The sequence below is a fragment of the Burkholderia ubonensis subsp. mesacidophila genome, from assembly GCF_002097715.1.
Taxonomy (GTDB): Bacteria; Pseudomonadota; Gammaproteobacteria; order Burkholderiales; family Burkholderiaceae; genus Burkholderia; species Burkholderia mesacidophila.
On sequence record NZ_CP020737.1, the window covers coordinates 1,540,585 to 1,554,729 of the forward strand.

Below are 14,145 nucleotides of genomic sequence, written 5' to 3' on the forward strand. Positions count from 1 at the left end.
GTTCCTCTAACCGTTAGAATGCTTTTATTCGGGAGCGTATTGTCCGCGAAACGAAACGCTTGCCGCAACAGCATGCGGATAGATTAGCACGATCGTTCTATTTTTGTGCTAGGGTTACGCCGCGTAAGCCGGGCCGTCCGCGGCGGAGAAACGACATCGAAAGGGGTGTGCAATGGGTCGGTCGATCAATCTGGAAGGCAAGGTCGCGCTGGTCACGGGCGCTTCGAGCGGGCTCGGCCAGCGCTTTGCGCAGGTGCTGTCGCAGGCGGGCGCGAAGGTCGTGCTTGCGAGCCGGCGCGTCGAGCGGCTCAAGGAGCTGCGCGCGGAGATCGAGGCGGCGGGCGGCGCCGCGCACGTGGTGTCGCTCGATGTCACCGATGTCCAGAGCATCAAGGCGGCCGTCGCGCATGCCGAAACGGAAGCCGGCACCATCGACATCCTCGTCAATAATTCGGGCGTGTCGACGATGCAGAAGCTCGTCGACGTGACGCCCAGCGATTTCGAGTTCGTGTTCGACACGAATACGCGCGGCGCGTTTTTCGTCGCACAGGAAGTCGCGAAGCGGATGATGATGCGCACCAATGGCAACGGCAAGCCGCCTTACCGGATCATCAACATCGCATCGGTGGCCGGGCTGCGCGTGTTCCCGCAGATCGGCCTGTACGCGATGAGCAAGGCCGCGGTCGTGCACATGACGCGCGCGATGGCGCTCGAATGGGGGCGTCACGGCATCAACGTCAACGCGATCTGCCCCGGCTATATCGACACGGAAATCAATCACTACCTGTGGGAAACCGAGCAGGGCCAGAAGCTGCAGTCGATGCTGCCGCGCCGGCGCGTCGGCAAGCCGCAGGATCTCGACGGGCTGCTGCTGCTGCTCGCGGCCGACGAGTCGCAGTTCGTCAACGGCTCGATCATCTCCGCGGACGACGGCTTCGGCCTCGCGTGACCGGACGATTTACAGCAACACTCAGCAACAAAGATGAAGCAATGAGCGATTACTCCCCTGTTTTTGAGATGTCGATGCCGATCCGCTGGGGCGACATGGACGCGTTCGGACACGTGAACAACACGGTCTATTTCCGTTACATGGAGCAGGTGCGGATTTCCTGGTTCGAGACGCTCGGCATCGCCGGCGGCAACGGCGAAGGGCAGGGGCCGGTCATCGTGACCGCATCGATGGAGTTCCTCAAGCAGCTGCACTACCCGGGCGACGTGATCGCGAAGATGTCGGCCGCGAAGCCGGGGCGCAGCAGCTTCGATACCGGCTTCGAGCTGACCCGCGCGGACGATCCGCACCATGTCTATGCGCGCGGCAGTGCGCGCTGCGTGTGGGTCGACTACACGCTCGGCAAGTCGGTGCCGTTGCCGCAACTGCTGCGCGATACGATCGAGCGCGCGCTCGCCGCCAGGATCGACTGAAGTCCGGGCGCGACGGACGTCGCGCCGCGCCGCTCAATGGCCGAGCAGACGCTGCAGCAGCTCGGCGGTGTTCCCCGTCCCGTACTTGCGCATCAGCCGCGCGCGATAGATGTCGACCGTGCGCGAGCTGATGTCGAGCACCCGGCCGATCTGCTTGCTCGTCTTGCCGGTCGCGAGCTGCGCGGCGATCTCGCGCTCGCGCGGCGTCAGCGCGACGGCGACCAGGCGGGTCGCGCTCAGGTCCTCGAACGTCCAGACGCCGGCCGCGAGCGGCGCGGTGCGGTCCAGCGCGCGGCCCGTCACGTGGCACCAGAACAGCTCGCCGTCCGCGCGCCTCATGATCCGGTCGTCCGCATAGCTGCCGTCCACGACCATCACCCGCGAAATGCGCTCGCCGATCCGGTGGAATTCATCCGGCGACGGGTAGAGCACCTCGTACGATTTCCCGATCAGGTCGGCGCGCGTACAGCGGAAGATCGCCGCGACCGCGTCGTTGCAATCCTCGATCACGCGGTCGCGCGACATGACGAGGCCGATCGGCGCGAGATGGAAGGCGGTCTGGTAGTCGAGAGCGGGCATGGAAGCGGGCGAACGATGGCAAATGCTTATGTATTTTTGCGTATTGTGCCGCATCCGCGCCGCATCGTACCCTTTCGGGCATCTCGCGGCGCTTGCCGCGGCATAAGAAGAAGCGCGTCGTCACGGCAGGCATTGCCGCGCATGCATAGAATGATGCGGCGGGCTCGTGAGCCACGCCGGCGCGCGAACCCAGTTTTGCTGGTTTCCATAGAGGAAGGGACATACAGATGAACAAAGTCTATCCAAGCGCGGCGGCCGCGCTGGAGGGGATCGTCCAGGACGGACAGACCTTCGCGGTGGGCGGCTTCGGCCTGTGCGGCATCCCCGAGGCGCTGATCGGCGCGTTGCGCGATTCGGGCGTCAAGGGCATCACCTGCATCAGCAACAACGCGGGCGTCGACGGCTTCGGTCTCGGCCTGCTGCTCGAAACGCGCCAGATCAGGAAGATGATCTCGTCGTATGTCGGCGAGAACAAGGAGTTCGAGCGCCAGTACCTGGCGGGCGAGCTGGAGCTGGAATTCACGCCGCAGGGCACGCTCGCCGAGAAGCTGCGCGCGGGCGGCGCGGGCATCCCCGCGTTCTTCACCAATACCGGCTACGGCACCGTGATCGCGGAAGGCAAGGAAACGCGCCAGTTCGGCGATCGCCACTACGTGCTCGAGCCGTCGCTGACGGCCGACGTCGCGCTCGTGAAGGCGTGGAAGGCCGACAAGTCGGGCAACCTGATCTTTCGCCGCACGGCGCGCAACTTTAATCCGATGTGCGCGATGGCGGGCCGGATCACGGTCGCCGAGGTCGAGGAGATCGTCGAGAACGGCGAGCTCGATCCGGACCAGGTCCACACGCCGGGGATTTTCGTGCAGCGGCTGGTGCTGAACGCGACGCCCGAGAAACGCATCGAACAACGCGTCGTGCGCGCGAAAGGAGACTGACATGGCTTGGAATCGTGACCAGATGGCCGCGCGCGCGGCGAAGGAATTGCAGGACGGCTTCTATGTGAACCTCGGCATCGGCTTGCCGACGCTCGTCGCGAACCACGTGCCGGAAGGCGTCGAAGTGTGGCTGCAGTCGGAGAACGGCCTGCTCGGCATCGGCCCGTCGCCGACCGAGGACGAAGTCGACGCCGACCTGATCAACGCGGGCAAGCAGACCGTCACGACGCTGCCGGGCTCGTCGATCTTCTCGTCCGCCGATTCGTTCGCGATGATTCGCGGCGGCCACATCAACCTCGCGATCCTCGGCGCGATGCAGGTCAGCAAGCAGGGCGACCTCGCGAACTGGATGATCCCGGGCAAGATGATCAAGGGAATGGGCGGCGCGATGGATCTCGTCGCCGGCGTGAAGCGCGTCGTCGTGCTGATGGAGCACGTCGCGAAGGGCGACCAGCACAAGATCCTCGAGGAATGCAACCTGCCGCTGACCGGCGTCGGCGTGGTCGACCTGATCGTCACCGATCTCGGCGTGATCGAAGTGACGCCGGCTGGCCTCAAGGTGATCGAACTTGCCGACGGCGTCAGCGTTGACGAGATCCAGGCGAAGACCGGTGCACCGCTCGACGTGAGCGCGGTCGCGTAAGCGCGTCGCGCACCATTCGGCGCCCCGCATTCCCGACGGAATGCGGGGCGTTTGTCATTCGGGTGTACCGAAGAACTACCGCGGTCGCCGCACGCGTCACGCGATCGTGCCGCCGCCGTCGACCAGCACGGTCGAGCCGGTCGCGTAGGGCGTCGTCGCCAGATAGACGATCGCGTTCGCGACGTCCTCGGGCTGGCCGACGCGGCGGGCGGGCAGCCGTTGCGCGGCATTCGCATACAGCGCGTCGCGCGCGTCGGGGGCGAGCTTGTCCCACATCGGCGTCGCGATCAGGCCCGGCGACACGGTATTCACGCGCACCGGCGCCAGCTCGAGCGCGAGGCCCCGGGCGAGCGCCTCGAGCGCCGCGTTGATCGCGCCCTGCAGCACGGACGACGCGCTCGGCCTCGCGCTGAGAAAACCCGACACGAACGTCAGCGAGCCGCCCGGCGCGATATCGATCGCGCGTGCGATGCGATACGCGCCCCAGAACTTGCTGTTCATCGCGGCCTGCGCGTCGTCGAACGGCAGCGAGCGGACCGGGCCGGCGGCCGTCCGGGCGGCGGAGATCACGACATGGTCGAACTGGCCGGCCCGCGCGCAGAACGCGTCGACGGCCGCGGTATCGGTGACGTCCAGCGTTTCGCGACGCACCGGGCTGTCGGGTGAAGCTGTGGCGGCCGCCGCCTTGTGCGGGTCGCGCGACGCGATCGTCACGGTCGCGCAGCGTTGCGCGAAGGCCTGCGCGGCGGCGGCGCCGATGCCGGAGCTGCCGCCGACGACAAGGACTTTCCTGCCATTGAGTGAATCGTTCATGATGGTCGGTTCGGATGAGCGTGGGTGCGTTCGTTCAGATCGTCTCGGTTTCGCGCAGCGTCGACGGGCTGCTCAGCGCGTAGCGTGCGATGTCGTCCTTGCGCATGAAGGCCACGCCGGGATGCGATCGGGCGTAACGCAGGAACGCGTCCCACGCGCGCACCATCTGCGGCGTGCCGCTGATCCGGTCGTGCGCGCTGATCGACATCAGCCTGCGCCGTTGCCCGGCTTCCGCGTAGAGCTGGTCGAAATCGAGCTTGATCTGTTCGAGAAACATCGACGGCGAATAATTGCGGCCCTCGATCAGCAGGATGTCGTTGTTGCGCAGCGTGTAAGGCACGACCATGAAATCGCGTCCGTTGACCGCCTCGATGAACGGCTCGTCGCGGCTGACGTCGTCGATGTGATAGACGTAGCCCAGTTCCTGCAGCAGCGACAGCGTATTCGGGCCGCGTCGCAGCCAGTTGCAGTTGTAGCCGATCGGCCGTTGGCCGGTCGCGGCTTCCACCATGTCGCGGGCGTCGAGCAGGAAGCGCCGCTCGTCGTCGCGGCTCATCGCGAATTGCGAGCGCCAGCTCGGTCCGTGCGCCGCTGCCTCGTGGCCGCGCGCGACGATCTCGCGCGCCAGTTCGGGCCGATGCCGGACCGCTTCGCCGATCATGTGCGACGTGACCTTGACGTCGTGCCGCTCCCACAGGTCGAGCAGGCGCGGGATGCCTTCGCGGTAGCCATACGCGAACCAGGTGCCCGACGCGAGATCGGCGGGCACGGACGGCGGGAACGCGACGGGCGGAAACGGGCTGTCCGCGCCCTTGGGCGGCTGGCCGCCCGCTTCGAACTGCATCGAGATCGAGATCACGAGGCGGATGCCGTCGGGCCAGAACGGTCCCGCGCCGTGCGGCGCGGCACGGGCGGCGCCGGCGGTCGCAGCGCCGGCCGGCGTGGCGGCCGCGCCGAGCGCGAGGCCGGCGGCCAGTCCGGCGCCGGCGCCCGCCTGGGCGAGAAATGTACGGCGCCCGGGGCGCGTGGAAGGGTCGATGGGCGTCATCGCGGCATCCTCAGTTGGCGAGGCCAAGCTGGCGCATCAGCGTCAGGTTGTCCTCGATGTGCCAGTTGTCGGCGATACGGCCGTCCGCGATCCGGTAGATGTCGGTCGCGATGAAGTCGACCGGCTGGCCGCGCCCGGCGGTGCCGTTGAAGGTCCCCGTGAAGTGCCCGCGGAAGCGCAGGTGAACGACGACGCGATCGCCGGCCACGATCATCTGCTCGATCTCGCAGCGCAGGTCCGGCACCGCCGCGCGCATCGTGCGGGAGGCGGCGAGCGGGCCCGGCAGCCCCTGGGCGCGTCCGGCGGGCAGCGTGCGGTCGGTGAAATTGGGCGCGAGCGCCGCGCGGGCGAGCGCCGCGTCGCCGGTGTCCCAGAACGTGCCGTAGCGGCGCGCGGCGAGGACCTGCGCCCGTGCCTGCGCGTCGGGCAGGCCGGCGGCGACCGTCAGGTCGCGCGGCGTGACGAGATCGTCGGCTTGCGCAGCCGTGGGCGGCAGCGCGGCCGCGACCAGCGCGGCGGCGAGCAGGCGGGTGGTCAGGCGGGCGGCCGGGCGGAAATGGGCGGACATCGGATTCTCCTGTTCGTGAAGAGGCGTCGGGTCAACGCGTGATATGCATGGTAGGTTTCCGTTTTGGATGGAAATACGGGCTGATCGCGAATGGATTATTCGAAAATTGGAAAGGCGAGTGCCGCGCGGGGGCCGTGGTGCTGATCGACGACCTGCCGGCGCTCGAAACCTTCGCGCGCATCGTGTCGGCGGGCAGCCTGTCGGCTGCCGCGCGGGAACTCGACCTGTCGCTGTCGGTGGTCAGCAAGCGGCTCGCGCACCTCGAGTCGCGGCTCGGCGTGCGACTGCTGCACCGGACGACGCGGCAGCAGACGCTGACCGACGAAGGCGCGCAGTTCCATGTGCAGGTGCTGCGCATCCTGGCCGAAATCGACCAGGCCGAAGCGCTGATGCGGGATCGGCGCGGCACGGTGAGCGGCCTGCTGCGCGTGACGGCGCCGGGCGAGCTCGGCCGCCTGCGGCTTGCGCCGCTCGTCGCCGAATTTCAACGGCAGCATCCGCAGGTGACGGTGCAGCTGATGCTGACCGATTCGGTCATCGACCTGCTCGCGCATGAGATCGACGTCGCCGTGCGGATCGGCAGCCTGGCTGATTCGTCGATGATCGCGCGCGAGCTCGCGCCGAACCGCCGCGTGCTGTGCGCAGCGCCTGCGTACATTGCCGAGCACGGTGAGCCGGCGCATCCGGGCGAACTGTGCCGGCATCGCTGCATCGTGATGGGCGAGCAGGCGCGCGCCGAGTGGCGGTTCAATGGCGACGGCGGCGCGGTCGGGGTCGAGGTGACGGCGGCGCTGCTGACGAACGACGGCGGCGCGGCGCGCACGCTGGCACTGGCGGGGGCCGGCATCGCGCTGAAGTCGATCTGGGACGTCGGTCCCGATCTCGAGGCGGGCCGGCTCGTCCGGATACTGCCTGCGTACGCGGCGCCGGCCGCGCCGTTGCACGCCGTGTATCCGGGCGGGCGGCATCTTGCGTTGCGCGTGCGCGCGTTCGTCGATTTCGTGCGGGAGCGGTTACAGGCCGAGTGGTGCTGGGGCGAAGGCTGATGCGTTGTCCGGGCGCACGTGACTCACGTCCACGCGCGCCGCGCAGCCCCCCGGCACGGCGTCGGGACGGCCCCGTGAGCGGAAGCGGTTTACAATCGATCGCATCGTGCGGCGCGCGGTTTGCGCCGCCGCGCAGCGCCCGTTCGACAGGATGCCAACGATGCCAACGATCTCAGCGAACCCTCTGGTACCGCGCCAGCGGCGCGTGCAGTGCGCGAGTGCTGCCGGCCTTCACCACGTCGCATATACCGAATGGGGCGATCCCGCCAATCCGCGCGTGCTGGTGTGCGTGCACGGGCTGACCCGCTCGGGACGCGATTTCGACCGGCTCGCCGCGGCGCTTGCCGATACGTATCGCGTCGTGTGCCCGGATATCGTCGGGCGCGGCCGCTCCGACTGGCTCGCGGATCCACGTCTCTATGCGATTCCGCAATACGTGGCCGACATGGTCACGCTGATCGCGCGCCTCGACGTCGAATCGGTCGACTGGTTCGGCACGTCGATGGGCGGCCTGATTGGTCTCGCGCTCGCGGGGCTGCCGGGCTCGCCGGTGCGGCGGATGATCGTCAACGACGTCGGCCCGCGGATCGAGCCGGATTCGCTCGCGCGCATCGGCGAATACCTCGGCGTGCAGCCGCGCTTCGCGACCGAGCAGGAAGGCATCGATTACCTGACGTCGCTGTCGCTGCCGTTCGGTGCGCTCACCGGCGACGACTGGCGCGAGATCAACGCGCCGCTGCTGCGCGAGCTGCCCGAAGGCGGCTGGACGATCCGCTACGATCCGCGGATCGCCGAGCCGTTCAAGGCGACGACGCCCGAGCTGGCCGCGCTCGGCGAGGCTGCGCTGTGGCGCGCGATCGAAACGACGGACGCGACGCTGCTCGTCGTGCGCGGCGCGGCGTCCGACCTGCTGTCGCGGGAGACGGTCACCGAAATGACGCGGCGCGGGCGCAATGTGTCGCAGGCGGAAATCGCCGGCGTCGGCCACGCGCCGACGTTCATGAGCGCGGATCAGATCGCGCTCGCGCGCGGGTTTTTCCTCGGAGACGGCGCATCCGCGTCATAATATGCGGTTAGGCGGCGCGGGCCGCGCCGCCGAGCGATTCATCCATTCATTCAAGCGGAACATTCCATGGCAGTTACTCGTCACCACGTCGGCGCCCGTCTTTCCGAAATCGCGATCCACAACGGCACCGTGTACCTCGCCGGCCAGATCGCCGAAGACACGACCCAGGACATCAAGGGCCAGACGCGCGAAGTGCTCGGCCACATCGATCGCCTGCTCGCGGAGGCGAACAGCGACAAGGCGCACCTGCTGTCGGTGCAGATCTATATTTCCGATCTGGCGAACTTCGCGGGCATGAACGAAGAATGGGACGCATGGGTCGCACCGGGCAACACGCCGCCGCGCGCCACCGTCGAGGCGAAGCTCGCGGATCCCGCGCTGCTCGTCGAAATCGTCGTCGTCGCCGCGCAACGGAGCTGAACCGAGCGTCGCACCTGACGACCGTGCTTCACCGGGCTGCATGATGACTGCCGATACCGTTTCCGCTTCCTCCACCGCGTCGCCGTCGTTCGACGACGTGCTCGCGTTCGTGCGCGAGCATGCGGGCGACGCGCGCCTGTCGTCGGGCGAACTGCTCGCCGACCACGCGGCCGGCACCGCGTCGATCATGCGCACGCTGAATGTCGATCCGCCCGCGGTGCAGGCGGCGGCGCTGTTTGCGCTGACGCCGCACCTGAACGATCCCGAGCGCGAGCTTGCCGCGCGGTTCGGCGACGAAGTCGCGCGCCTGGTGTCCGACGTGCGCAAGCTGCTGCGGCTGGGCACGGTCAGCCTGCGCGTCGCGCAGAACGCGGCGCCGGAAGCCGGGCGCGACGCCGCGGCCGAGCGCCGCGCGCAGATCGAGGCGCTGCGCAAGATGCTGCTCGCGTTTGCGCAGGACATCCGCGTGGTGCTGATCCGGCTCGCGTCGCGGCTGCAGTCGCTGCGCTACTACGCGGCGGCGAAGGTCGCGCCGCCGCCGGACGTCGCGCGCGAAACGCTCGAGATCTATGCGCCGCTCGCGAACCGCCTCGGCATCTGGCAACTGAAATGGGAGCTGGAGGACCTGGCGTTCCGCTTCGAGGATCCGGTCACGTACAAGCGGATCGCGAAGCTGCTCGACGAGAAGCGCGTCGAGCGCGAGGCGTATGTCTCGGAGGCGATCGAGAGCCTGCAGCGCGAGCTGGCGGCCGCGCACATCCAGGCGGAGGTGAGCGGCCGGCCGAAGCACATCTACAGCATCTGGCGCAAGATGCGCGGCAAGGAGCTCGACTTCTCCGAGCTGTACGACGTGCGCGCATTCCGCGTGATCGTGCCGGACATCAAGGATTGCTACACGGTGCTCGGCATCGTGCATCACCTGTGGCAGCCGGTGCCGAAGGAGTTCGACGACTACATCTCGCGTCCGAAGCCGAACGGCTACAAGTCGCTGCACACGGTCGTGATCGGCGATGACGGACGCGCGTTCGAAGTGCAGATCCGCACGCACGAGATGCACAACTTCGCGGAATACGGCGTCGCCGCGCACTGGCGCTACAAGGAGGCCGGCGCGCGCGGCTATGGCGGCCAGTTCTCCGCGAGCGACAAATACGACGAGAAGATCGCCTGGCTGCGCCAACTGCTCGCGTGGAAGGACGACGTCGAGGACGGCGGGGGCGCGGCCGGCGGCAAGGCATGGGCGCAGCTGCGCGAGACGACGCTCGACGACGACCACATCTACGTGCTGACGCCTCAGGCGCGCGTGATCGCGCTGCCGCAGGGCGCGACGCCGGTGGATTTCGCGTATCACCTGCACAGCGAACTGGGCCACCGCTGCCGCGGCGCGCGCGTCGACGGCGCGATGGTGCCGCTCAACACGCCGCTCGCGAACGGCCAGACGGTCGAGATCGTCGCGGTGAAGGAGGGCGGGCCGTCGCGCGACTGGCTGAATTCGCAGCTCGGCTACATGAAGAGCCCGCGCGCGCGGCAGAAGGTGCGCGCGTGGTTCAACGCGATCGAGCACGAAGAGAACATCGCGCACGGCCGCGCGCTCGTCGAAAAGACGCTGCAGCGCGAAGGCAGGACGTCGGTCAATCTCGACAACCTGGCGGCGAAGCTCGGCTTCAAGACGCCCGAAGAGCTGTTCTCGGTGGTCGGCAAGGAAGAGTTCAGCCTGCGCAACGTCGAGCACGCGCTGTCCGATGCGCCGCCGCCCGAACCCGCGCCCGAGGCGCCCGCCGATTTCGAGAAGCGCAGCAGCGGCGCGAGCGTCGCGCACGGCGCGTCGACCGGCGTGCTGGTGGTCGGCGTCGATGCGCTGCTGACGCAGCTCGCACGCTGCTGCCGGCCCGCGCCGCCCGATCCGATCAGCGGCTTCGTCACGCGCGGCAAGGGGATGTCGATCCATCGCAGCGATTGCGCGACGTTCCGCCGGATGGCGGAGCGCGCGCCCGAGCGCGTGCTGCAGACCACCTGGTCCGCCGATGTGCTGGGCGGCCGCGGCGCGTCGGTCTATCCGGTCGACCTGATGATCGAGGCGACCGACCGGCAGGGGCTGCTGCGCGATATTTCGGAAGTCTTCGCGCGCGAGAAGCTCAACGTCGTCGGCGTGAAGACGCAGAGCCGCCGCAATGCGGCATTCATGCAGTTCACGGTGGAGATCTCGAATTCGGCGCAGGTGCAGCGCGCCTGCACGCTGCTCGGCGAGGTGCAGGGCGTCGTCCGGGCCGGCCGGAAGGCGTGACGCCAGGGGCCGGATCGACATTATTTTGCTGCGACTGCATAAAACACTTGCCAAGTGAATTACAGCTCCATATAATTTCAGCTTCTTCAGGCTCGTAGCTCAGCTGGTTAGAGCACCACCTTGACATGGTGGGGGTCGTTGGTTCGAGTCCAATCGAGCCTACCAACGAACAGGAGCATCCGGTTTCCGGGTGTTCGAAGCAGTAAAAACTCAACGCGTATAAGGCGAATACGGTTATGGCACCGCGAACGTTGACCGAAACCACTTCGGAGCGACGCTAGTCGAGGAACGTTTTCGCCCTTGCGGTTTGAGTGAAGTATCGAATGCGGCCCCTCGAAAGCGGGGCCGCATTTTTTTTGTCGCGAATATTTCGCGCGTGACTTTCATCGCGTGCTTGGTCTGCCGCCCACTGGCGGCATCACGGAGATTGCTATGGTTTCGATACGCTTGCCTGACGGCTCAGTTCGACAATACGAGCATCCGGTGACGGTCGCCGAAGTGGCGGCCTCGATTGGTCCCGGTCTCGCAAAGGCTGCGCTCGGCGGCAAGCTCGACGGCGAACTCGTGGATACGTCCGCGGTGATCGACCGCGACGCGTCGCTCGCGATCGTCACGGACAAGGACGCCGACGGTCTCGACATCATCCGCCACTCGACGGCGCACTTGCTCGCGTACGCGGTCAAGGAACTGTATCCGGACGCGCAGGTGACGATCGGGCCGGTGATCGACAACGGCTTCTACTACGACTTCTCGTACCACCGTCCGTTTACGCCGGAAGATCTGGAAAAGATCGAAAGGCGCATGCAGGAGATCGCGAAGAAGGATGAGCCCGTGACGCGCCGCGTCGTGTCGCGCGACGAGGCGGCCTTGTACTTCCGCAGCATCGGCGAGAAGTACAAGGCCGAGATCATCGAGTCGATTCCGCAAAGCGACGAGATCAAGCTGTACTCGCACGGCGGCTTCACGGACCTGTGTCGCGGCCCGCACGTGCCGTCGACGGGCAAGTTGAAGGTCTTCAAGCTGATGAAGGTCGCGGGCGCGTACTGGCGCGGCGACTCGAAGAACGAGCAGCTGCAGCGCATCTACGGCACGGCCTGGACGAAGAAGGAAGACCAGGACCAGTACCTGCACATGCTCGAGGAAGCGGAAAAGCGCGACCACCGCAAGCTTGGCAAGCAGCTCGACCTGTTCCACATGCAGGAAGAGTCGCCGGGCATGGTGTTCTGGCACCCGAAGGGCTGGGCGCTGTGGCAGCAGGTCGAGCAGTACATGCGCCGCCGCGTGAACGACGCCGGCTACCTCGAGATCAAGACGCCGATGATCATGGACCGCTCGCTGTGGGAGGCGTCCGGCCACTGGCAGAACTATCGCGAGAACATGTTCACGACGGAGTCGGAGAAGCGCGATTACGCGATCAAGCCGATGAACTGTCCGGGGCACGTCCAGGTGTTCAAGCACGGCCTGCGCTCGTACCGCGACCTGCCGCTGCGCTACGCCGAATTCGGCTCGTGCCACCGCAACGAGGCGTCGGGCGCGCTGCACGGCCTGATGCGCGTGCGCGGCTTCGTGCAGGACGATGCGCACATCTTCTGCACGGAAGATCAGTTCATCTCGGAATCGATCGCGTTCAACACGCTCGCGATGAGCGTGTACAAGGATTTCGGCTTCGATCACATCGACATCAAGCTGTCGCTGCGCCCCGACCAGCGGGCGGGCACGGACGAGACGTGGGATCGCGCCGAGCAGGGCCTGCGCGACGCGCTGACGGCCTGCGGACTCACGTGGGAAGAACTGCCGGGCGAAGGTGCGTTCTACGGTCCGAAGATCGAGTACCACATCAAGGATGCGCTCGGCCGTTCGTGGCAGTGCGGCACGCTGCAGCTCGACATGGTGCTGCCGGAGCGCCTCGGCGCCGAGTACGTCGCGGAAGACAACAGCCGCCGCCGGCCGGTGATGCTGCACCGGGCAATCGTCGGTTCGATGGAGCGTTTCCTCGGCATTTTGATCGAGCACCACGCTGGTGCAATGCCGGTCTGGCTCGCGCCGTTCCAGGCAGTTGTGCTCAATATCGCCGAAAGTCAGGCCGAATATGCGCAATCTCTGGCCCAAACGTTGCAAAAACAAGGGGTTAGAGTGACGGCGGATTTGCGCAACGAGAAGATTAGCTATAAAATACGCGAGCACACGCTGGAAAAGGTGCCTTATCTGCTCGTCGTGGGCGACAAGGAGCGTGATGCACAAACGGTAGCCGTGCGTGCCCGTGGCGGCGTCGATCTTGGCGTGATGCCGGTCGAAGCCTTCGTTGAGCGTCTGCAGGAAGACCTGCGTTCGTTCAAGTAACCGCCCTGGCAGCGCGGCTCGTTTTTTTAATTTTTAGAGGAAACGTAACATCGCTACTGATAAGTCGTCGCATCGCATCAACGGTGAAATCACTGCGCCGGAAGTGCGTCTGGTCGGGATCGAGAACGAACCGCTCGGTATCGTAAAACTCGCTGATGCTTTCCGTAAATCGGAAGAACTGGATGTTGACCTGGTGGAAATCGCGCCGCAAGCGGTTCCCCCGGTTTGCCGTCTGATGGATTACGGCAAGTTCAAGTACCAGGAATCGAAGAAGCAGCACGAAGCGAAGCTGAAGCAGAAGGTCATCCAGGTCAAGGAAGTCAAGTTCCGCCCGGGTACCGATGACGGGGATTACAACGTCAAGCTCCGCAATCTCGTGCGCTTCCTCGAAGAGGGCGACAAGACGAAGATCACGTTGCGTTTCCGCGGCCGCGAAATGGCTCACCAGGAGATCGGCATGCGGATGCTCGAGCGTCTGCGCACGGATCTCGAGGAAGTCGGCCAGGTCGAGCAGATGCCGAAGATGGAAGGGCGCCAGATGATCATGGTGCTCTCGCCGAAGAAAAAGAAGTAACGGGCCCGCGCGCGTCTCGCGCAGGTTCGAAAGTGGTTCGGCGCGTTGCCCGGTCAGGGCGGCGCGCCAACAATGACGGCGGCTGCGCAAGCGGTTCGCCGTACACAAGTGGACTGGGTTTCGAAGGGCGGGTCAAGGGCGCAAGCCAACCGCACACCCATCGCCATCTAATAAACTGGAGTTGTTCGTCATGCCTAAGATGAAGACCAAGAAGAGCGCTGCAAAGCGCTTCGTGGTGCGTCCGGGCGGTACCGTCAAGCGCGGTCAAGCCTTCAAGCGCCACATCCTGACCAAGAAAACCACGAAGAACAAGCGTCACCTGCGCGGCGCAACGGCAGTTCATGATTCCGATCTGAACTCCGTCCGCGCGATGCTGCCGTTCGCGTAACCCCTCAATCGATACTCAAAGGAGA

General features: G+C 66.3%; 15 protein-coding genes and 1 tRNA gene. 12 read left to right on the forward strand and 4 right to left on the reverse strand.

Going from position 1 to position 14,145, the window contains the following annotated elements:
* The first annotated feature begins 172 nt into the window (after window positions 1-172).
* Together B7P44_RS07350 and B7P44_RS07355 are read left to right on the forward strand one after the other, a co-directional pair.
* Entirely contained in the window at window positions 173-949 is a 777-nt protein-coding gene (locus B7P44_RS07350; RefSeq protein WP_084902348.1) for an SDR family oxidoreductase, read from the forward strand.
* A 41-nt stretch (window positions 950-990) separates the two neighbouring features.
* Window positions 991-1,422, forward strand: a complete 432-nt coding sequence (locus B7P44_RS07355; protein WP_084902351.1) for an acyl-CoA thioesterase — start codon at window positions 991-993, stop codon at window positions 1,420-1,422.
* 33 nt (window positions 1,423-1,455) lie between these two features.
* Here B7P44_RS07355 and B7P44_RS07360 read toward each other — a convergent pair whose 3' ends face one another.
* Window positions 1,456-2,001, reverse strand: a complete 546-nt coding sequence (locus B7P44_RS07360; protein ID WP_084902353.1) for a PAS and helix-turn-helix domain-containing protein — start codon at window positions 1,999-2,001, stop codon at window positions 1,456-1,458.
* A 227-nt stretch (window positions 2,002-2,228) separates the two neighbouring features.
* Between B7P44_RS07360 and B7P44_RS07365 the strand changes: the two genes are divergently transcribed.
* Entirely contained in the window at window positions 2,229-2,933 is a 705-nt protein-coding gene (locus B7P44_RS07365; protein WP_084902356.1) for a CoA transferase subunit A, read from the forward strand.
* Between the two features lies 1 nt (window position 2,934).
* Complete coding sequence (locus B7P44_RS07370; RefSeq protein WP_084902359.1) at window positions 2,935-3,576, forward strand: CoA transferase subunit B; 642 nt, start codon at window positions 2,935-2,937, stop codon at window positions 3,574-3,576.
* 96 nt (window positions 3,577-3,672) lie between these two features.
* On the opposite strand, the gene B7P44_RS07375 is transcribed toward B7P44_RS07370, so the two are convergent.
* The 3 genes from B7P44_RS07375 to B7P44_RS07385 are packed head-to-tail and all read right to left on the reverse strand — an operon-like array spanning window position 3,673 to window position 6,005.
* Window positions 3,673-4,389, reverse strand: coding sequence for an SDR family oxidoreductase (locus tag B7P44_RS07375; protein ID WP_084902362.1), 717 nt, complete (start codon window positions 4,387-4,389; stop codon window positions 3,673-3,675).
* 34 nt (window positions 4,390-4,423) lie between these two features.
* Window positions 4,424-5,464 carry a polysaccharide deacetylase family protein gene (locus tag B7P44_RS07380; protein ID WP_407924008.1) on the reverse strand — a complete coding sequence of 347 codons (1,041 nt, stop codon included), beginning with the start codon at window positions 5,462-5,464 and terminating at the stop codon, window positions 4,424-4,426.
* Complete coding sequence (locus tag B7P44_RS07385; protein WP_084902367.1) at window positions 5,448-6,005, reverse strand: ester cyclase; 558 nt, start codon at window positions 6,003-6,005, stop codon at window positions 5,448-5,450. The genes B7P44_RS07380 and B7P44_RS07385 overlap by 17 nt, the downstream gene beginning before the upstream one ends.
* A 137-nt stretch (window positions 6,006-6,142) precedes the next feature.
* Between B7P44_RS07385 and B7P44_RS07390 the strand changes: the two genes are divergently transcribed.
* The 8 genes from B7P44_RS07390 to rpmI all read left to right on the forward strand — a co-directional run bounded on the left by B7P44_RS07390 (window position 6,143) and on the right by rpmI (window position 14,120).
* The gene (locus B7P44_RS07390) at window positions 6,143-7,051 is read left to right on the forward strand and encodes a LysR family transcriptional regulator (RefSeq protein ID WP_088511475.1); all 909 of its coding nucleotides are present in this window, start codon (window positions 6,143-6,145) and stop codon (window positions 7,049-7,051) included.
* 160 nt (window positions 7,052-7,211) lie between these two features.
* A complete protein-coding gene (locus B7P44_RS07395; protein WP_084902372.1) occupies window positions 7,212-8,117 on the forward strand; it encodes an alpha/beta fold hydrolase in 906 nt (301 codons plus the stop codon).
* Between the two features lie 66 nt (window positions 8,118-8,183).
* Window positions 8,184-8,537 carry a RidA family protein gene (locus B7P44_RS07400; protein WP_042583797.1) on the forward strand — a complete coding sequence of 118 codons (354 nt, stop codon included), beginning with the start codon at window positions 8,184-8,186 and terminating at the stop codon, window positions 8,535-8,537.
* 43 nt (window positions 8,538-8,580) lie between these two features.
* Window positions 8,581-10,818, forward strand: coding sequence for a RelA/SpoT family protein (locus tag B7P44_RS07405; RefSeq protein WP_084906500.1), 2,238 nt, complete (start codon window positions 8,581-8,583; stop codon window positions 10,816-10,818).
* Window positions 10,819-10,906: 88 nt separating this feature from the next.
* Window positions 10,907-10,983: transfer RNA gene (locus tag B7P44_RS07410), tRNA-Val, on the forward strand.
* A 267-nt stretch (window positions 10,984-11,250) separates the two neighbouring features.
* Window positions 11,251-13,158: a threonine--tRNA ligase gene (gene thrS / locus B7P44_RS07420; RefSeq protein WP_084902375.1), complete on the forward strand. Its 1,908-nt coding sequence runs from the start codon at window positions 11,251-11,253 to the stop codon at window positions 13,156-13,158.
* Window positions 13,159-13,207: 49 nt separating this feature from the next.
* Window positions 13,208-13,732 (forward strand): translation initiation factor IF-3, encoded by a 525-nt coding sequence (gene infC, locus B7P44_RS07425; protein ID WP_071734130.1) that lies wholly within the window; start codon window positions 13,208-13,210, stop codon window positions 13,730-13,732.
* 190 nt (window positions 13,733-13,922) lie between these two features.
* Window positions 13,923-14,120, forward strand: a complete 198-nt coding sequence (gene rpmI, locus B7P44_RS07430) for a 50S ribosomal protein L35 (protein WP_004191477.1) — start codon at window positions 13,923-13,925, stop codon at window positions 14,118-14,120.
* The last annotated feature ends 25 nt before the right edge of the window (window positions 14,121-14,145 follow it).